Annotated in this window: 15 protein-coding genes; 11 read left to right on the top strand and 4 right to left on the bottom strand. The window is 62.2% G+C overall.

The window, feature by feature from the left end:
- The 6 genes from P2T68_RS23865 (at position 1) to P2T68_RS23840 (ending at position 7,630) form a co-directional block, all read left to right on the top strand.
- Positions 1 to 780 carry an amino acid ABC transporter ATP-binding protein gene (locus tag P2T68_RS23865; RefSeq protein ID WP_193690437.1) on the top strand — a complete coding sequence of 260 codons (780 nt, stop codon included), beginning with the start codon at positions 1 to 3 and terminating at the stop codon, positions 778 to 780.
- Positions 781 to 800: 20 nt separating this feature from the next.
- Positions 801 to 1,892: a polyamine ABC transporter substrate-binding protein gene (locus tag P2T68_RS23860; protein WP_277378386.1), complete on the top strand. Its 1,092-nt coding sequence runs from the start codon at positions 801 to 803 to the stop codon at positions 1,890 to 1,892.
- A gap of 17 nt (positions 1,893 to 1,909) precedes the next feature.
- Complete coding sequence (locus P2T68_RS23855; RefSeq protein ID WP_193690438.1) at positions 1,910 to 3,520, top strand: gamma-glutamyltransferase family protein; 1,611 nt, start codon at positions 1,910 to 1,912, stop codon at positions 3,518 to 3,520.
- A gap of 248 nt (positions 3,521 to 3,768) precedes the next feature.
- Positions 3,769 to 5,031 carry a serine hydrolase gene (locus P2T68_RS23850; RefSeq protein ID WP_024074603.1) on the top strand — a complete coding sequence of 421 codons (1,263 nt, stop codon included), beginning with the start codon at positions 3,769 to 3,771 and terminating at the stop codon, positions 5,029 to 5,031.
- A 117-nt stretch (positions 5,032 to 5,148) separates the two neighbouring features.
- Positions 5,149 to 6,486, top strand: a complete 1,338-nt coding sequence (locus tag P2T68_RS23845; protein WP_041160894.1) for a hypothetical protein — start codon at positions 5,149 to 5,151, stop codon at positions 6,484 to 6,486.
- Positions 6,487 to 6,526: 40 nt separating this feature from the next.
- Positions 6,527 to 7,630 (top strand): polyamine ABC transporter substrate-binding protein, encoded by a 1,104-nt coding sequence (locus P2T68_RS23840; protein WP_150056082.1) that lies wholly within the window; start codon positions 6,527 to 6,529, stop codon positions 7,628 to 7,630.
- 234 nt (positions 7,631 to 7,864) lie between these two features.
- On the opposite strand, the gene P2T68_RS23835 is transcribed toward P2T68_RS23840, so the two are convergent.
- Together P2T68_RS23835 and P2T68_RS23830 are read right to left on the bottom strand one after the other, a co-directional pair.
- Positions 7,865 to 8,476, bottom strand: coding sequence for a TetR/AcrR family transcriptional regulator (locus P2T68_RS23835; protein ID WP_024074607.1), 612 nt, complete (start codon positions 8,474 to 8,476; stop codon positions 7,865 to 7,867).
- Positions 8,477 to 8,581: 105 nt separating this feature from the next.
- Positions 8,582 to 10,339 (bottom strand): sigma-54-dependent Fis family transcriptional regulator, encoded by a 1,758-nt coding sequence (locus tag P2T68_RS23830; RefSeq protein WP_069076182.1) that lies wholly within the window; start codon positions 10,337 to 10,339, stop codon positions 8,582 to 8,584.
- A gap of 270 nt (positions 10,340 to 10,609) precedes the next feature.
- On the opposite strand from P2T68_RS23830, the gene P2T68_RS23825 reads away from it, so the two are divergent.
- The 3 genes from P2T68_RS23825 (at position 10,610) to P2T68_RS23815 (ending at position 13,939) form a co-directional block, all read left to right on the top strand.
- Positions 10,610 to 12,085: a benzaldehyde dehydrogenase gene (locus tag P2T68_RS23825; RefSeq protein ID WP_277378385.1), complete on the top strand. Its 1,476-nt coding sequence runs from the start codon at positions 10,610 to 10,612 to the stop codon at positions 12,083 to 12,085.
- A 57-nt stretch (positions 12,086 to 12,142) separates the two neighbouring features.
- The gene (locus tag P2T68_RS23820; RefSeq protein ID WP_277378384.1) at positions 12,143 to 12,910 is read left to right on the top strand and encodes a coniferyl-alcohol dehydrogenase; all 768 of its coding nucleotides are present in this window, start codon (positions 12,143 to 12,145) and stop codon (positions 12,908 to 12,910) included.
- Positions 12,911 to 12,991: 81 nt separating this feature from the next.
- The gene (locus tag P2T68_RS23815; protein ID WP_277378383.1) at positions 12,992 to 13,939 is read left to right on the top strand and encodes a transporter; all 948 of its coding nucleotides are present in this window, start codon (positions 12,992 to 12,994) and stop codon (positions 13,937 to 13,939) included.
- Here the strand turns inward: P2T68_RS23815 and mhpT are convergent.
- On the bottom strand, positions 13,936 to 15,165 hold the full coding sequence (mhpT, locus tag P2T68_RS23810) for a 3-(3-hydroxy-phenyl)propionate transporter MhpT (RefSeq protein ID WP_277378382.1): 1,230 nt from the start codon (positions 15,163 to 15,165) through the stop codon (positions 13,936 to 13,938). The two genes, P2T68_RS23815 and mhpT, sit on opposite strands and share 4 nt — an antisense overlap.
- Before the next feature lie 323 nt (positions 15,166 to 15,488).
- On the opposite strand from mhpT, the gene P2T68_RS23805 reads away from it, so the two are divergent.
- Positions 15,489 to 16,790 (top strand): OprD family porin, encoded by a 1,302-nt coding sequence (locus tag P2T68_RS23805; RefSeq protein ID WP_069076178.1) that lies wholly within the window; start codon positions 15,489 to 15,491, stop codon positions 16,788 to 16,790.
- A gap of 5 nt (positions 16,791 to 16,795) precedes the next feature.
- Here the strand turns inward: P2T68_RS23805 and P2T68_RS23800 are convergent, their stop codons facing one another.
- Positions 16,796 to 17,284, bottom strand: a complete 489-nt coding sequence (locus tag P2T68_RS23800; protein ID WP_024074615.1) for a MarR family transcriptional regulator — start codon at positions 17,282 to 17,284, stop codon at positions 16,796 to 16,798.
- Positions 17,285 to 17,497: 213 nt separating this feature from the next.
- On the opposite strand from P2T68_RS23800, the gene P2T68_RS23795 reads away from it, so the two are divergent.
- The gene (locus P2T68_RS23795; protein WP_010567568.1) at positions 17,498 to 18,328 is read left to right on the top strand and encodes a p-hydroxycinnamoyl CoA hydratase/lyase; all 831 of its coding nucleotides are present in this window, start codon (positions 17,498 to 17,500) and stop codon (positions 18,326 to 18,328) included.
- The last annotated feature ends 42 nt before the right edge of the window (positions 18,329 to 18,370 follow it).

Genomic DNA, 18,370 nt, shown 5'->3' with positions numbered 1-18,370 from the left:
ATGGCGCACCAAAGTGAAGAACTGATCATCGAAGCCCTGGATATCCACAAATCGTTCGGCACGCTGCAGATTCTCAAGGGGATTTCGTTGCAGGTGCGACGCGGCGAGGTGGTGGTGCTGATTGGCGCCTCCGGTTCCGGCAAGACCACTTTTATCCGCTGCATCAACCTGCTGGAAGACATCCAGGCTGGACGCATCCGCGTCAACGGCCGCGCCATGGGTTATCGCGAGCGCAGCGACGGCAGCCTGGTGCGCGATTCGGAGCGCAACATTGCCCGGCAACGTCGCGACATCGGCATGGTGTTCCAGCGCTTCAACCTGTTCCCCCATATGACTGCCCTGGAAAACATCATCGAAGCCCCGATCCAGGTGCTCGGCGTACCGCGTGCCGAGGCGCTGGAACAGGCCCGTGGCTTGCTGGCACGGGTCGGGCTGGCGGACAAGGCCAGCCATTACCCCTCGATGCTTTCCGGTGGCCAGCAGCAACGGGTCGCGATTGCCCGTGCCCTGGCAATGAAACCCCAGGCCATGTTGTTCGACGAACCCACCAGCGCGCTCGACCCGGAAACCGTCGGCGAAGTCCTGCAGGTCATGAAGACGCTGGCCGAAGAGGGCATGACCATGGTGGTGGTCACCCATGAAATGGGCTTTGCCCGTGAAGTGGCCGACCGTGTGGTGGTGCTCGATCAGGGGGAGCTCATCGAACAAGGCCCGCCGGAGCAGATTTTCAGCCACCCCAGCCACCCGCGTACCCGGGCCTTTCTCAGCCGCGTGTTATGACCCTTGCAAGGAAAATCACCATGCGTTTATCACGTTTGTTTGCGGCTCTGTGCTGTGCCGCCCTTGTCCCCGTGACCCAGGCCGCCGAGTCGGTGGTGAAGGTCTATAACTGGTCCGATTACATCGGCCCCGACACCGTGAAGAACTTCGAGAAAGACAGCGGCATCAAGGTGCAGTACGACATTTTCGACACCAACGAAATGCTCGAAGCCAAGTTGCTTTCCGGGCACTCGGGGTATGACGTGGTCGTGCCGTCCAGCCAGTTCCTGTCCAAGCAGATTCGCGCCGGCGCCTACCAGCCGCTGCAACGCGCGCTGCTGGATAACTGGAAGCACCTCGACCCGCGCCTGATGCAACGCCTGGAAGCCGCCGACCCCGGCAACCGCTACGCCGTGCCGTATATGTGGGGCACCGTGGGCATCGGCTACAACGCAGAAAAAGTGCGCGCCGTGCTGGGCAAGGACGTGGTGCTGGACTCGTGGTCGATGGTCTTCGAGCCTGGCAACCTGGCCAAGCTGAAAAGTTGCGGCGTGGCCTTCCTCGATGCGCCGGTGAAGATCATTCCCCAGGTCATGCTCTACCTGGGCCTGGACCCCAACAGCGTCAAGCCCGACGACTACAAGCAAGCCTCCAAACGCCTGATGGCGCTGCGGCCGTCGGTGACCTACTTCAACTCGTCGAAATACACCGCTGACCTGGCCAACGGCGATATCTGCGTGGCCGTCGGTTATTCCGGCGACGTGATGCAGGCTCAGAGCCGGGCCAAGGACGCCGGTAAAAACATCGACATCCGCTACCTGATGCCCAAGGAAGGCGTGAACCTGTGGTTCGACATGCTGGCGATTCCCAAGGACGCCGGTAACACAGCCAACGCCCACGCCCTGATCAACTACCTGCTGCGCCCCGACGTGATCGCGTCGATCAGCGACTACGTCGGCTACGCCAACCCGAACAAGGACGCCACGCCGCTGATGGACCCCAAGGTCAGCGGTAACCCGGGGATCTACCCCGGCGATGACGTCATCAGCCACACCTTTGTCTCCGCCGACCTGCCGGAAAACATCCAGCGCCTGATGACCCGGGAATGGAACCGGATCAAATCCGGCCAATAAATCGAAGAGCCTTTGCCATGTTGAAATTTTCTGCTCACGAGTACCCCTATCCATCGCAACGCCAGTGCGTGTTCGCGCGTCGCGGTATGGTCGCCGCATCCCAGCCCCTGGCCGCCCAGGCGGGTATCGAGATCATGCAAAAGGGCGGCAATGCCATCGACGCGGCGATTGCCACGGCGGCGGCGCTCACGGTGGTGGAGCCCACCGGCTGCGGCCTGGGCGGCGATGCCTTTGCCTTGGTGTGGTGCAAGGGCCAGTTGCACGGCCTGAACGGCAACGGCCACGCGCCGGCCGCCTTGAGTATCGACGCGGTCAAGGCCGCGGGGCACGATCGGATGCCGCTGTACGGCTGGACCCCGGTCACCGTGCCCGGCTGCCCGTCGGCCTGGGCGGAGCTGTCGCAACGCTTCGGCAAGCTGCCGTTTGCCGAGCTGCTGCAACCGGCCATCAGCCTGGCGCGTGATGGTTTCCCGCTGTCGCCGGTGGTTGCCCATCAATGGCAGATCGCGCTGGATGAATTCACCCCCCATCGCGACCCGGTGCTGGACGCCTGGTTCGATACCTTCCTGATCGACGGCCGCGCGCCTCGGGCAGGGGAGATCTTCCGCAACCCGGCCCAGGCGCGCACCCTGGAAGAACTCGCCACCAGCCGTTGCGAAAGCCTGTATCGCGGCGCCCTGGCCGCACGCCTGGATGCCCATTCGCGGGCCAGCGGTGGCTACTTGCGCGCCAGTGATCTCAAGGATTACCGCGCGCAGTGGGTGGACCCGATCCACATCAACTACCGTGGCGTGGACGTGTGGGAAATCCCACCGAGCGGCCAGGGCATGGTGGCGCTGATGGCGCTGAAAATCCTCGAAGGCTTCACCTTTGATCACCGCGACAGCCAACAGACCTGGCACCGCCAGCTCGAGGCGATGAAGCTCGCCTACAGCGACGGCCTGCACTACATCACCGACCCTCTGCATATGCGCGTGGCAGTCGCCGACCTGCTCAGCGACGACTACAGCACGCGCCGCCGCGCGCAGATCGGCGAACAGGCACAGCCGCCCAAACCCGGTGACCCGCACGCCAGCGGCACGGTGTACCTGGCCACGGCGGACGCTGAAGGCAATATGGTCTCGTTCATCCAGAGCAACTACCACGGCTTCGGCTCCGGCGTGGTGCTGCCCGACAGTGGCATTGCGCTGCAGAACCGTGGGCAGGAATTCAGCCTCGACCCGGCCCATGCCAACTGCCTGGCCGCGGGCAAGAAAACCTTCCACACCATCATCCCCGGCTTCCTCACCAAGGATGGCCAAGCCCTTGGCCCGTTCGGCGTGATGGGCGGCTATATGCAGCCCCAGGGCCACGTGCAGATGGTGATGAACCTGGTGGACTTCGGCCTCAACCCCCAGGCCGCGCTGGATGCGCCACGCTGGCAATGGCTGGGCGACATGAAGGTCGGCATCGAGCAGGGCGCCTCCCGTGACCTGGCCAATGCCCTGGCCCGGCGTGGGCATCACGTGCAGATCGCCAGCGACCTGACCGACTACGGGCGTGGGCAAATCATCCTGCGCGACCCGGTCAGCGGGGTGCTCTGCGCAGGCACTGAACCGCGGGCGGACTCCCATATTGCCGTGTGGTAACCGCCTGGCGCAGCCCTCGTCTGAGCATGTCACGGCGACTCGTAGCGGGTCGTCGAGGCTTTCCTATGGCACGGGCTTTCGGCCCAGATTGCCCGGCAGCGGCATCCTCCGCAGCCGGCAATCCGCTGGGATTCAAAGGCGGTGGAATTAGCGTTTCTTGATAAAAAGTTTTATTGACTAAAATAAAATATCGGGTAATTATTTCCCTGCATCTGCTTTCATGCAGAGTCATCTTCAGGGTTATCCCGATGAGTCATACACCCCCGTCTTTTCTTGCGACTCTTTACATCGAGGCCACTGAGTCGCCCTCGGCCAATCGCATCACCCCCCAGCTGATGCAGGGCTTCCCCGCCGAACCCAAACACCGAGTCACGTGGCACAACTGGATGCGCGCACCCTTCAGCCAGTGGGGCTTCCGTCATCTGGCGCGGCTGCGTCCCACCATCGATGTGGCGGCGGGTCCAGGGCCTGCCGGTCAGCTCAAGGAAGCGCCCAACGCGCTGGATCAGCTGTGTTTCGACAGCGAATGCGGGTTGAGCATCAGTGTTATCGAACACCTTGTCGCCAGCCAGACCGACGCCTTTCTGGTGCTGCAGGGCGACACGGTGTTGTTCGAGCGCTACTTCAACGGCCAGCGTGCGGATGACCGGCACATCATGTTCTCGGTGACCAAGTCGCTGATCGGCACCCTTGGTGAACAGCTGGTTTCCAACGGCACGCTCAAGCCCGAGCTGTCCGTCGCGTACTACGTGCCTGAGCTGGTGGGCAGTGCGTTTGGCGATGCCACGGTGCGTCAGTTGTTCGATATGGCGGTGGGCATCGACTACAGCGAGGTGTATGACGACCCCAGCTCTGAGAGCTCGCAGTATGGTTATGCCTGCGGCTTTCAACCGGCACCGGCGCAGTACGCCCAGTTCGACTCGTTGTACCAGTACTTGCCGTCTCTCAAGAAGCGCGGCAGCCACGGTGGTTTTTTCCATTACGTGACCGCAACCACCGAAGCCTTGGCATGGGTCATGGAACGTGCCTCGGGCAAGGCCTGCAGTCAGATGCTGGAAGAGATCTGGGCTCGCCTGGGATGCGACCGCGACGGTTATTTCATGGCCGATCCCTGGGGCCGTAACGTTGCCGGGGCGGGCTTCAGTGCAACCTTGAGAGACATGGCACGTTTCGGCCGCCTGCTGGCCAACGACGGTCGCCAGGACGGCGTTGAGCTGCTGTCGCCCGAGACCGTGGCCCGTATCGCCGCCGGCGCTGATCCTGCGGTCTACGCGCAAAATGCCGAGTTCTCGAGCTGGACGCCGGGTGCGTCCTATCGCAGCCAGTGGTACGTGTTCAACGACCACAGCCAAGCCCTGATGGCTGGGGGCATCCACGGCCAATACCTGTTTATCGACAAGCCGTCCGGCGTGGTGATCGTCAAGCAATCGTCGCTCACCGATGCGGTCAGCCCGTTCGATAACGACAGCGTGCGCATGCTGCGCGCGATCGCCGCGCAACTGAGTCACTGACCCACGCCTAAAAAATAAGAGTTTTGCGTTCTATTCACCTGGCTTGCCCAGGTGTTGGCGGCGCTCTGCGTCGCCATTGACTGCCCTGTAACAACAATAATTCCACAGGAGCTTCTTATGGTTTTCACCAAGCGTTTTTCCCGAGCGCTGTTAGCGCTCGGCTTACCCCTGACCAGTCATGTCGCGTTGGCGGGCTACACCTTTGAGGACGGCGATCTCAAGGGTGAAGTCAATCTCACGGTGGGCGGGGCGACGCTGTTTACCCGTGGCGTCAACTTCGGCAGCGGCCAGGTCGATGCGCGCAACGGCAAAAACGGCGGCGCCAGGATCAACTGGCAAGAGGTCTACGTAAAACCCGGGGTCAAACTCGAGTATGCGCTGCAACCGGATTTCAGCCTGCTGGCGGGCGGTTCCCTGGTGGGCGCGAGCACGTTTGGCGATGGCGATGCGGGGGGCTTCAGCCGCAGCTCCGACGGCAAGGTCGCTGCCGAAGAACTCTACGGCGGTTTTCGCGCCGGCGAATGGAAGTTCACCGCCGGCCGCCAGAACTACATGATCGGTACCGGGTTCATCGTCATGGACGGTAACCTCGACCAATACAAGGATGGCGCCTACTGGCTCGGCCCGCGAACCGCGTTCAAGGATTCGGCGATCCTCGCCTGGGATCATGGCGCGCTGAAGTCCCAGGCCTTCACCTTGCGCACCGATGATGACTTGGGCGATTTCCGCATGACCGGCGTCAACCTCGATTACAACCTCGATGACCAGGTGACGCTCGGCGCCATGGCCATGAAGGTCAATGCCCTTGGCCCCAGGGGCAGCACGCTCCCGCGCCGTCGGGACGGCATGCAGGTGTACAACCTGCGGGCGCTCAACGCCAAGGTGCCCGGCGTACAGGCGCTGACGCTGAATGCCGAGTACGCGCTGGAGCGCGGCAGCGGCGAGGGGGTCGACTACGATGCCAACGCCTGGTACGCCCAGGCCGACTACGCCTTCAGCACCGTGCCGCTGACGCCGATCCTCGGCTACCGTTACGCGAGCTTTTCCGGCGACGACAACCTCACCGACAACCGGCAGAAAGCCTGGGACTCGCTGAGTAAAGGCTTCGTCGACTGGAGCACCTGGCTGGTCGGGGACGTGGTCGGCAACTACCTGCTGTTCAACAGCAACGAAAACGTCCAGCAGTTCTCCCTCAAGACCCACCTCAACGAAACCCTGACCCTCGGCGCGATTCACTACCAGTTCTGGCTGGACGAGAAAAACTACATGGGCGCACCGGTCAGCGATCGGCGCTTTGCTGACGAAAGTGTGGTTTTCCTCGACTGGACGCCCACGCCGTCGTTCTATACGTCGCTGTCCTACAACTGGGTCAAGCCACTGGCCGCCGCCAAACAGGTATTCGGCGATGACCAGACGTTCAGTGCGCTGGAACTGTATTTCACCTATCGCTATTAAGTGCCGCGAGCCATCGTGGCCGCGCTGGAGTGTTTGGATCATGAACAGGTTTTTGCGTAATACCTTGCTGGGCACTGTCACTTCGTTGCTGATCAGTGGTTTTTGCCTGGCTGAAGAGCGGACGGTACGGATCTACAATTGGATCGAATACCTGCCACCCGAAGTGCTCAAGAGCTTCCAGGACGAAACCGGCATTCGTCCGATTTACGATGTGTTCGACAGTTCCGAAACCATGGAGTCCAAGCTGCTGACGGGCAACTCCGGGTATGACGTGGTGTTCCCCGGCACCGCCAACCTGGGGCACTTGATCACCGCCGGAGCGGTGCAGCCACTGGACCGCAAGCAGTTGCCGAACTGGCAGCACCTGGACCCGCAGTTCATGCAATCCCTGGAAGCGGTGGGTGACACCGGCAACCGCTACGCCGCGCCTTACCTGTGGGGCACCACATTGATCGGCTACAACGTCGACAAGGTGCGCAAAGCCCTGGGCCCCGACGTGCAGATGAACAGTTGGGACATCATCTTCAACGAAGAAAACCTCGCCAAGCTCGCCAGCTGCGGGGTCGGCTTCCTCGACGCCGGCAACGAGATCCTGCCGATTGCCTTGCACTACAAGGGCCTCGACCCCAATAGCCAGAAGCGCGAGGACTATGTGCAGGCTCAGGCCGCAATGATGAAGATTCGCCCTTACATCACCTACTTCAACTCGTCGCGCTACGGCATGGACCTGGCCAACGGTGATATCTGTGTGGGCGTGGGCTGGTCCGGCGGTGTCGCGCTGGCCAAGCAATTGGCGGATGCCGCTGGCAAGGGCGTCAAGGTCGAGATGGCATTGCCCAGGGAAGGCGCGCCGATGTGGTCGGATGTGATGATGATCCCGGCCAACGCGCCCGACCTTGCAGAGGCTCATGTGTTCATCAATTACATCCTGCGCCCGGACGTGATTGCGCGCATCAGCAACAAAATCGGCTATCCCAACCCGAACAAGGACGCCACCGCGCTGGTGGACGCCAGCATCCGTAACAACCCCAACATGTATGTGCCGGAGCCCGCGCGCAAGACCCTGTTCGCCCTGGAGCCGATCCCGGCTGCGGTGGAGCGCATCCGTACCCGCACCTGGACCGCCATCAAGAGCAACCGCTGATCAGTGTGACCCTAATGCCAGGCAGTTAATTTTTTTTTTGTAGGAGCGAGCTTGCTCGCGAAAAACCCACAGGCGCCGCGTTCATTCAGGAGGCACGCGTCATCGTTGAGGTTTTTCGCGAGCAAGCTCGCTCCTACAGAAGGCGCTGTACGCTTAACTGACGGGCATTAGGGCTTGCTCCGCTCACTGCAGAGTTATGTGTCAGCCTTAAGATTTGTGTAGATACCTATGCTGTCAGGCCTGCATTCCGTAGAACAGCAACTCGGTGATACGCCTGACCTGGGTAGAGTGCGCGTCGATATCCGGGTGTTCCTGGTTCACCAGCCGAAACAACTGCAGGTGGGAGTAGTCGTTCAGCAGGAACGCGGCCAACTCCACATCGAGTTGCGGGCGCAGCTTGCCGGCCCGTTGCAGTTCCCGCAGCAGCTCGCTGATTTCGGCCCTGAGCGCATCGTTCATGGCCCGATAACCTTCGGGCAGTTCATTGCTGCCACCGAACAGGATCAATGGCAGCAGTTCGCGCCACAGGCTGGGGTGCATGACTTCCAAGGCATAACCCGTCAGCAGCCGTTCCAAGTGGCACAGCGCCTCGACCGGATCCTCTATTTCCCGGATCAGGCTGCGCGTGTCAGTGATGGCGCGTTGATCGGCGTGGTGCAGGATTTCCAGGATGATTTCCTGCTTGTTGCCGAAGTACTTGAACACCGTGGGCGGCGACACCCCGGCCTGGCTGGCGATCTGTTCGATGGTGGTGTTCTGGAAACCCTGGCGCTCGAACAGTTCGATCGCCGCCTTGCTAATGGCTTGCCGGCGTTCGGCTTTCTGACGTTCACGCAGTCCGCTCACGGGAGGTCCTTGTCACGAGTAAAAAGAGGGGCACCAGGCGCTTGTCGGCCCGGTATCCCTGCAAAATACTTAATTGGGTAAAGCTTTTAAAGCTCTAATTGCCATTCAAGGCGCCTGCCGCCGATGTTTCTTCAGGCGGTAGGCAAATTGCGCCCGGCTCAGTCCCACGAGCCTGGCCGCAGCGGCCAGGTTGCCTGAGTTCTGTTGCAGCGCCTCATTGATCAGGCGCGATTCCAGGCCCTCGATGGAAAACCCCTGTTCCAGTTGGCCAAGCGTATCCAACAGTGCAGGGCGGGGCACTTGCCCGGTGTTTGACAGGCTGCCGTGATCGTCCAGGCCGTAGGGATCGGCCGGCATTGGTTCGTTGCGAAACAGGTGCACCAGGTCGATGGCCTGGCCTTCGTTACTGGCGATCAGGCCGCGCTCGATCAGGTTTTGCAGCTCGCGCACATTGCCCGCGAAGTCGTAGCGCAGCAACACCTTCAGGGCGCGCATGGTCAGGCCCACGGGGGTGCGCGCATATTCCTGGCAGAAGCGCGTCAGGAACGCGTTGATCAACAGCGGGATGTCGTCGCGGCGTTCCCGCAGGGGCGGCAGGGCGATGGGGTAGACATTCAGCCGGTAGAACAGGTCTTCGCGAAACGTGCCGTCAGCGACGGCTTTGCGCAGGTCCAGGTTGGTAGCGGCGACCACCCGCACATCCACCTTGATGCCGCGCACGCCGCCGACCCGTTCGATCTCGCGCTCCTGCAAGGCCCGCAGCAGTTTGCTTTGCCCGGTCAGGCTGAGGCTGGTGATTTCATCCAGAAACAGTGTCCCGCCCTGGGCTCGCTCGAAACGTCCGGGACGTGAGTGTGTCGCGCCGGTATACGCCCCACGTTCGACACCGAAGAGTTCGGCTTCGATCAGGTTATCCGGGATGGCCGCGCAATTGAGCGCCACGAACGGGCTGTCACGGCGACAGCTGAGCTGGTGCAACTGGCGTGCGAACATCTCCTTACCCACCCCTGACTCACCGCTGATCAGCACGGTGGCGGGCGTCAGCGCGACGCGCTGCAGGGCCTGCATCGCGGCATTGAACGCGGCACTGGCGCCCACCAACGGCGGTGGCTGGCTGCCGCTGGCACGGTTGCCCATTGCGCTATCGAGCGTAGGGGCGGCGGCGGGGCGGCTGACGGTCTGGGACACATTCAGGTAGCGCAGGTCCTGCTCGACGTCGCCCCATTGCTCGGCCGTCTTGCCGATCACCCGGCAACTTCGGTGGCCCATGCCGCGGCACTCCACTTCGCGGAAAATCACCATTTGCCCAAAAAGGCCACTGACGAAACCGATGGCATAGCCCGTTTCTGTCCAGCACACCGGATCCTGACCGATGCCATAGGCACCTACATGTTCGTCGGCTTCGCACGAGTGGTGCCAGAGAAATTCGCCTTCGTAGAAGCCTGAGTCGGCGTCGAACTTGAAGTGCAGGGGCTCGACCTTGGTCATGCCTTCCAGGGTGTGCAGATGTGTGCCGGCGCGAAACACGGCAGCGGCATCCGCCTGTGGCCAGCGTTCGCGGATCAGCCGGGCATCCCGCGCACCGGACGCGTAGCCGGCACGGGTGAACAGGCCGCGCGCCTGTTCCAGCCCCAGGCGCTCGATGACCTCCCTGCGCAGGGCGCCAAACGACGAGCTGTGCAGCAACAACATACGTTGATCGTTGAGCCAGATCCGCCCGTCTTCGGGAGAAAAGAACAGGCAGTCGGTCAGTTCCGCCGGCGTCGGTGAACTGCTGTCGCTGAGTTGGCGGCTATCGCCCCTCGGATGGTAAGACGCGGTGGCCACCCGGTCGTCGGGCAGCGCGCTGTGGGGATTAGTCATTGTTATGCCCCTGCAAAGCGAGTGAACGATATGAGCAACTGCGAAGATAGTTATTAAACATAACCTTATCAATTGAACAAGTGCCAGCGGCCTGGTTTTTACCGCCGCGCTGCGGGGTGTCCATGGGCCGTGCGTGGCAACCCTTGGTCCAGAGCCTTCGGCGCGTTATGTCAGCGCCAGGGTGTGCAAGCGGCACAGCCTTTGCTCAAGGCTTGATGCGGCGTTTGCACCGTGTGCAGGCGATGACAATTACAAGAACCGGGAGTTGCCATGTCAGTGTCTGAAACCACCCATTTTCTACAGCGGGCCCTTGAGTCCGAATGCCTGTTCAACGGCGATTGGAGACCCGCTTCGGGAGCCCTGAGCGCGGTGATCGAACCGGCCACCGGCGAGCCGTTGATGCAGTGCGCCATGGCCAACCCGGCCGATATCGCCATCGCTTGCCGGAGTGCGGCCCTGGCGCAGCCGGCCTGGGCCGCCCTCGGCCCACGGGAACGCGCCGAGGTGTTTCGCAAGGCGGCGGACCTGGCTCAGCAGTCCTTTGCCGAACTGGCGCTGTACGTCGCGCGGGAAACCGGCGGCGCGCTGTTCAAGGGCGAACACGAGGTGCGCGAGGCCATTGTGCTGCTGCATCAGGCGGCGGGGCTGTTGTCCCAACCCCATGGGCTGGTGCTGCCCAGTGCGGCCGGTCGCCTGTCTTACGCCCGGCGTCAGCCCCATGGCGTGGTCGGGGTGATTTCACCGTTCAATTTCCCCCTGGTGCTGTCGCTGCGCTCGGTGGCGCCGGCCCTGGCTGCGGGGAATGCGGTGGTGCTCAAGCCCGATCCACAGACGCCGGTCAGCGGTGGTTTTATCATCGCCCGGCTGTTTGAAGAGGCGGGTTTGCCCAAGGGGCTGTTGCACGTGTTGCCCGGTGTCGCGCCAGCGGGGGAAGCGCTGTGCCGCGACCCGAATGTGCGGATGATCGCGTTCACCGGTTCCACGGCGGCCGGGCGCAAAGTCGCCGAGGTGGCCGGGCGGCACCTGAAAAAGGTCGCGCTGGAACTGGGCGGCAAAAACCCCCTGATCGTTCTTGAAGACGCTGATCTGGACCTGGCCGCGAGCAACGCAGCCTGGGGCGCCTGGCTGCACCAGGGGCAGATCTGCATGGCGACCGGCTTGATTCTCGCCCATGAATCCATCGCCGAACGCCTCACGCGCAAGTTGGTGGACAAGGCCCGGGCACTGACCGTGGGCAATGCCGCGCGAGGTGAAGCCGCACTCGGTCCGTTGATCAATCAACGGCAATTGCAGCGCGTGCACGAGATTGTCAGCGACAGCCTGCAGGCCGGCGCGCGGTTGGAGGCGGGCGGCGAATACGACCGGTTGTTCTACCAGCCCACCGTACTCAGTGGTGTGCGTCCAGGCATGCGCGCCTTCGAGGATGAAATTTTCGGCCCGGTGGCGACGGTCGTCAGTTTTACCACCGACGAGGAGGCCATCGAACTGGCCAACCGCACCGAGTACGGCCTCTCGGCGGCCATCATCTCGCCGTCGGTCGGGCGCGCCATGGCCATCGGCGAGCGGCTCGACTGTGGCCTGCTGCACATCAACGACCAGACCGTGGCCGACGAATGCATCAACCCTTTCGGTGGGCGCGGTGCCTCCGGCAATGGCGGCAGCGTGGGCGGGCCGGCCGACTGGGACGAATACAGCCAGTGGCAATGGGTCACGGTGAAAAATACGCCGCCGACCTATCCCTTCTAAGCCCCGGCCCATGGGGTTGAAACACGCATGCCTATACAAAAACAAGAGGGCTTGAACATGAACCTGCACAACAAAACCTTGATCGTCACCGGTGTCGCTTCCGGCATTGGCGCCGAGCTGGCACGGCTCGCGCGTTTCCAGGGGGCGACGGTGATCGGTGTCGATCGCCATGCACCGCAACTGACCCTGGATGGCTTCTTCCAGGCCGACCTGGGCGATCCGGCCAGCATCGATGCGCTGGTGGCGCGCCTGCCGGCGCGCGTCGATGGGCTGTGCAACATCGCCGGCGTGCCCGGTACGGCGCCGGTGCAAACGGTGGCCGAGGTCAATTACCTGGGGTTGCGGCATCTCACCCAAGCGCTGCTGCCACGCATGCCGGCGGGCGGCAGCATCGTCAATGTCGCCTCGGTCCTCGGTGCGCAATGGCCGCAACGCCTGGAACTGCACAAGGCCCTGGCCGCGACGCACAGCTTCGAGGCCGGGCAGCAGTGGCTGGCGGCCAATCCGGTGGAGCAGGCCAGCTGTTACCAGTACTTCAAGGAAGCGCTGATCGTGTGGAGCTTCCAGCAATCCCAGGGCTGGTTTCGCGATCACTCGGTACGTATCAACTGCGTCGCGCCGGGGCCGGTGTTCACCCCGATTCTCGGCGATTTCGTCAGCATGCTCGGGCCGGAGCGGGTGGCCGCGGACAACCAGCGCATGACCCGCCCGGCCCTGGCCGATGAGGTGGCCGCGGTGATCGCCTTCCTCTGCTCGGACGCTGCGCGCTGGGTCAACGGGGTCAACCTGCCGGTGGATGGTGGGTTGGCGGCGACCTACGTGTAAAGGTTGCAACGGCGGTAAACCCCGGTGCGGATCCACCGTGCCGGGGGTCTTGAACAACAACAAAAATACAGGACATACAAGATGCTCAAGCCTATCTTGCGGGCGGTTGCGGCCATGACTTTTGTCGCACTGACATCGACTGCGCACGCTTACGATTTGCCCGGACTCAACCTGGGCAGCACCAGTTTCTACGACGGCTCACCTGCGCCGGCCGGCCCGGGCTGGTACCTGGAGGAATACCTGACGTACTCCCGGGCCAGCCGCTTCAATGATGCCAACGGCCATAAGCTGGCATTGCCCAAGCAGGACGTGGAAGTGGTGGCGCCTACCACCCAGATCATCTACCTCGGCCAACCCCTGGCCAATGGTGCGATGCCGGGATTCACCCTGATCAACACCTCCCTGGCCCACGTGGACGTCGACGATGGGTTGAACAATGCGGCGCTGAGTTCGCGGGCCGGCTTTGGTGATGTGACGGTGGGGCCCTTCCTGCAACTGCCGACCCTGAGCCGCGCCGATGGCAGCCCACTGCTGACCCAACGTATCGAAGCCGATATTTCGGTGCCGGTGGGGGCCTATGACCGCAAGCGCTCGATCAACCCCGGCAGCAACTTCTGGTCATTCAACCCGTATTACGCGGCGACGTACTGGTTCAACCCGCAGTGGTCGGCGAGCGGGCGTTTCATGTACCTGTGGAATGGCAAGAATGATGACCCGCAGGCCGGCTTTGGGGATGTTTCCGATACCCAGGCCGGCCAGGCGTTGCATGCCAACCTGACGCTGCAATATGCCTTGAGCCAGCAACTGAGCGTGGGGGTGAACGGCTACTGGTTGAAGCAGATCACCGACACCAAGGTCGATGGGCACGCCGTGAGCGGCCGTCGGGAGAAGGTCTGGGCCATGGGCCCAGGCCTGGTCTATGCCTTCAACAAGGAGAACGTGCTGTCGGTGAACGCTTACTTCGAGCAGCAGGCTGAGAACCGCACGCAGGGCAACAAGCTGGTGCTCAACTGGCTGCACAAGTTCTAGGCCTTGGTGTGCCCGGCCGCTGCCGGGGTGGGCAGGTTCAGTGGCGCCGTACGCACCATCACACTGATGATGGTCAGTGCGGCGATCACTACGCCGGGGGAGGTCGCCAGCAGTACCCCGGCGGTGCCGGCGCCAGCGGCAAGCAGTTGCCCGGCCGCCAGCGGCCCGGCTACCGAACCCAGGCGGCCGACGGCCACCGCTGCACCGACACCGGTGGCACGCACCGAGGTGGGGTAGGAGGGCGGTGCCGACGCGTACAGCACCAACTGCGCGGCCATGACGAACAGGCCGGCGGCAAACCCGGCAATGGCCATGGGCACGATGCCCACCGACAACCCGACCCCTGCCAACGCCGCCAGCAACCCGGCATACACGGCCAGCACCACTTTGACGGCATTGCACCGGTCCAGCAGCACGCCACCGAGCAGCGAACCCAGGGCGCCGCCGATATTGAAGAGCATCTGCACCATGCCCGCCTGGGGTTTGCTGAAACCTTGCTCCAGCAACAGCGACGGCAGCCAGTTCAGCAGCATGTACATCACGGTCAGGGTGAAGAAGTAGCTGAGCCACAAGGCCAGTGTGGTGCGGGCGCGACCTTCGCCGAACAGCGCCTGGCCGGTGGAGGGGCGGGCGCCGGGGGTGTTGTCGCGCTGTTGGCGAAAGGCGGTGGATTCAGGCAGCAACAGGATCATCAACGGTACGGCGAGCAAGGGGGCCAGGCCGCCGATGATGAAGGTGGTCTGCCAGTGCTCACTGGAAAACATCGCCACCACCGCCGCCAATGCGCCACCCAACGGTACGCCGCAGTACATGACGCTGATGGCGGTACCACGGTTGCGTTCGCTGACCGCTTCGGCGCACAGCGCGATCAGGTTGGGCAGCGCGGCGCCCAGCCCCAGGCCGGTGAGAAAACGCACCAACAGCAGGTTCGGGTAGCTTTCCACAAACGCAGTGCTCAGGGAGAACAGGCCGAACAGCAGCACGGCGATCACCAGGATTTTCTTGCGCCCGATGCGGTCAGCGACCCAACCACCGAAGAACGCCCCCGGCAGCAGGCCAATGATCCCGATGCTGAATACCCAGCCGAGCATCTTCGGGTCCAGGGCAAAACTCTGGCGCAATCCTGCGGCAGCGGTTCCGGCGGCTTGCAGATCGAACCCCTCGATCAGCGCAACGATAAAGCACAACGCGATAGTCAGCGTCGAACGACGCGATGGACTGTCCATGGGCAAACCTCATTGTTGTTTTTGTTGTGGTGGCAAGCACGAATGGCTGCTGGTTATTAAGATAACAAAGATAACTAAAAAATGAATGGCGGATGAAAATTGCCAAAATCAATAAATAAGTACTTTAAATACAGTTAGTTGTGGTTCTTATCTGTGCTCGACTTAAAAATAGATAGCTTTATTAATGTTCGATTATCGGTCATTAGCAGTTGACGAGCAGCGTCGGCTGTTTCCATTCTTTGTTCGCCAAGCCCAGTGGGCCGAGCCTGTGCCACCCCAAAAACAACAACAAAAAATGGACAACGAACATGCCAGAACTCCCTATGGAAGACGCTGTAGCCGTCGCCCGTGTGCCGAACAACCCTGCGTGCCTGCTCATGGCGTTGCTGGCCTTGAGCGTGCTGCCCACCCCGCTTTGGGCGGCAGGCTTTGTCGACGACAGCCACGGCACGTTGACCCTGCGCAATTACTACCTGGACCGCGACTACAAGGACGACGGTGCGAAGACCGCCGCGCGGGAATGGGCCCAGGCATTTATCGTCAACCTGGAGTCGGGATATACCCCAGGCCCGCTGGGTTTTGGCCTGGATGTCCGCGGTCTGATGGGGGTCAAGCTCGACTCGTCGCCGGACCGCAGCGGCACCGAGTTGTTGCCGGTGTCGGCCAGTGATAAGCGTGCCGCCGATGAATACTCGCGCCTGGCACCGACCGCCAAGTTGCGGTTTGCACAAACCACCGTAAAGACCGGCGACGTATCGATCTTCCTGCCGTTCGCCTTTGCCAGCCCCTCGCGCCTGTTGCCGCAAACCTTTCGCGGCACCACCTTGAGCTCCAAGGACATCGATGGCCTGACCCTCAATACCGGCTACATCGACCGCATCAACAAGCGCGATTCCACCGACTACCAGGCCATGACCATCGCCTCGCCCAACCGGCGTTTCAACCCCACCGCCACCACCTCGCACCTGGCGTACGTGGGCGGTGATTACCAGGTCAACAAAGACCTCAGCCTGCGCGTCTATCACTCGCAAATCGCGGACCTCTACCAGCAGGACACCCTGGCGCTGCTGCACAATCTGCCCGTGGGCGATGGCGTGCTCACCAGCGACCTGCGTAGTTTCTTCAGTCGCGAGGACGGCAGCGCCAAGGCGGGCAACGTGGATAACCGCAACCTCTCGGCGTTATTCGGCTACCGCCTGGGCGGTCACCGATTCAGCCTGGGCTACATGCATTCCAGTGGGCAGACGGCCACGCCCTATATCTCCGGCACCGAGCTGATGGGCATGAGTGAGCTGACCATGAGTTCGGACTTTCTCAATGCCAAGGAGCGCACGTGGCAAGCGATCTACGACTATGACTTCGCGGCATCCGGCCTGCCTGGGCTGAAGAGCCGGCTGCGGTATGTGCGTGGCGACAACATCGAACTGGCAGCGTTCAACGCCGAGGATCGCAAGGAGCGCGAGTTCCAGATGGAGCTGGGCTACGTGATCCAGAGCGGCCCGCTGAAGAACGTCGGGTTGATGGCGCGCAAGTCGATCTACCGCAATGACTTCCCAGGCGGCGCGGCCTTTCGCGATGAAAACCAGACCCGGTTCCTGGTGCTCTACACCGTGGCGCTCTGGTAAGCCGGTCAGTCCTGATAGACCTTCTTCAGCAAGCGCAGCAGCTCTTCACGTTCCTGGCCGTCGAGGGCGGCCGTGGCGTCGAGGTCGCTCTGGGCGGCAATGTCCTTGAGCTCCTTGAGCAGGGTTTCGCCGGTCTTGCTGAGGAAGATCCCGTAGGAACGCTTGTCCGGCTTGCAACGCACTCGCACCGCGAGCGCACGGCTTTCCAGCTTGTTCAGCAACGGCACCACCTGGGGCGGCTCGATGGCCAGGGCGCGAGCCAGGTCGGCCTGCATCAGGCCAGGGTTCTGCTCGATGATCGCCAGGGCCGAGAACTGGGCGGGGCGCAGGTCGTGGTCGGAAAGACGGCCAATCAGGTTCTGGAACAACTTGAGCTGGGCGCGACGCATGGCGTAACCGATCAGGTCGTCCAGGGCCGAATCCATTGGCACGCGTGCCTCGTTGGGATCAGGCAGGGCCTGGCTGGCGTCGGCGAGGTTGGAAGGCTTGGCCATTAACAGTGCAATCCTCAGAAGGTGGAGGTTAAGAAGGCTATCTAGTTTGCCGAGGTTGGAGCGCCATGGCTATGCCGGCTTTTCATAACGCCCGCACAGCGTAGGTTTTACAGCGGAAAAATATTGGTTATGCGGATTAATAGTTAATTGACATAACTATATTTGCGGTTTAATTTCGAATCATCTTCAAACCCAGAACAAGAGCGTACCGCCATGAGCAATTACGAAGGCCGTTGGACCACCGTCAAGGTTGAGATCGAAGAAGGCATTGCCTGGGTCATTCTCAATCGTCCGGAAAAGCGCAACGCCATGAGCCCGACCCTGAACCGGGAAATGATCGACGTGCTGGAAACCCTCGAGCAGGACCCTGCCGCCGGCGTGCTGGTGTTGACCGGTGCCGGCGAAGCCTGGACCGCTGGCATGGACCTCAAGGAGTACTTTCGCGAGGTGGACGCCGGCCCGGAAATCCTCCAGGAGAAAATCCGCCGCGAAGCCTCGCAATGGCAATGGAAGTTGCTGCGCATGTACGCCAAGCCCACCATCGCCATGGTCAATGGCTGGTGCTTCGGTGGCGGCTTCAGTCCACTGGTGGCCTGCGACCTGGCGATCTGCGCCGACGAAGCCACTTTCGGCCTCTCGGAAATCAACTGGGGTATCCCGCCGGGCAACCTGGTGAGCAAAGCCATGGCCGACACCGTGGGCCATCGCCAATCGCTGTACTACATCATGACCGGCAAGACGTTTGGCGGGCAGAAAGCCGCCGAAATGGGCCTGGTCAACGAAAGCGTGCCCCTGGCCCAACTGCGCGAAGTGACCATTGAGCTGGCGCGCAACCTGCTGGAGAAAAACCCGGTGGTGCTGCGTGCCGCCAAGCATGGCTTCAAGCGCTGCCGCGAACTGACCTGGGAGCAGAACGAGGATTACCTCTACGCCAAGCTCGATCAGTCGCGCCTGCTCGACACCGAAGGCGGCCGCGAGCAGGGCATGAAGCAGTTCCTTGACGACAAGAGCATCAAGCCTGGCCTGCAGGCGTATAAACGCTGAAGGGCGCGGCCATCTGGCCGCGCCGTTGTACCCTGCTTGAAC

The sequence above is a fragment of the Pseudomonas sp. G11 genome (assembly GCF_029457515.1).
Classification (GTDB): domain Bacteria; phylum Pseudomonadota; class Gammaproteobacteria; order Pseudomonadales; family Pseudomonadaceae; genus Aquipseudomonas; species Aquipseudomonas gorinensis.
Note: the sequence above shows the minus strand (reverse complement) of the source record. Positions and strands in the feature narration are given on the sequence as shown.

Bases quoted from the DNA above. Each gene is read 5' to 3' on its own strand.
- P2T68_RS23865 (WP_193690437.1), top strand. From the start codon at position 1: ATGGCGCACCAAAGTGAAGAACTGATCATCGAAGCCCTGGATATCCAC.
- P2T68_RS23860 (WP_277378386.1), top strand. From the start codon at position 801: ATGCGTTTATCACGTTTGTTTGCGGCTCTGTGCTGTGCCGCCCTTGTC.
- P2T68_RS23855 (WP_193690438.1), top strand. From the start codon at position 1,910: ATGTTGAAATTTTCTGCTCACGAGTACCCCTATCCATCGCAACGCCAG.
- P2T68_RS23850 (WP_024074603.1), top strand. From the start codon at position 3,769: ATGAGTCATACACCCCCGTCTTTTCTTGCGACTCTTTACATCGAGGCC.
- P2T68_RS23845 (WP_041160894.1), top strand. From the start codon at position 5,149: ATGGTTTTCACCAAGCGTTTTTCCCGAGCGCTGTTAGCGCTCGGCTTA.
- P2T68_RS23840 (WP_150056082.1), top strand. From the start codon at position 6,527: ATGAACAGGTTTTTGCGTAATACCTTGCTGGGCACTGTCACTTCGTTG.
- P2T68_RS23830 (WP_069076182.1), bottom strand. From the start codon at position 10,339: ATGACTAATCCCCACAGCGCGCTGCCCGACGACCGGGTGGCCACCGCG.
- P2T68_RS23825 (WP_277378385.1), top strand. From the start codon at position 10,610: ATGTCAGTGTCTGAAACCACCCATTTTCTACAGCGGGCCCTTGAGTCC.
- P2T68_RS23820 (WP_277378384.1), top strand. From the start codon at position 12,143: ATGAACCTGCACAACAAAACCTTGATCGTCACCGGTGTCGCTTCCGGC.
- P2T68_RS23815 (WP_277378383.1), top strand. From the start codon at position 12,992: ATGCTCAAGCCTATCTTGCGGGCGGTTGCGGCCATGACTTTTGTCGCA.
- mhpT (WP_277378382.1), bottom strand. From the start codon at position 15,165: ATGGACAGTCCATCGCGTCGTTCGACGCTGACTATCGCGTTGTGCTTT.
- P2T68_RS23805 (WP_069076178.1), top strand. From the start codon at position 15,489: ATGGAAGACGCTGTAGCCGTCGCCCGTGTGCCGAACAACCCTGCGTGC.
- P2T68_RS23800 (WP_024074615.1), bottom strand. From the start codon at position 17,284: ATGGCCAAGCCTTCCAACCTCGCCGACGCCAGCCAGGCCCTGCCTGAT.
- P2T68_RS23795 (WP_010567568.1), top strand. From the start codon at position 17,498: ATGAGCAATTACGAAGGCCGTTGGACCACCGTCAAGGTTGAGATCGAA.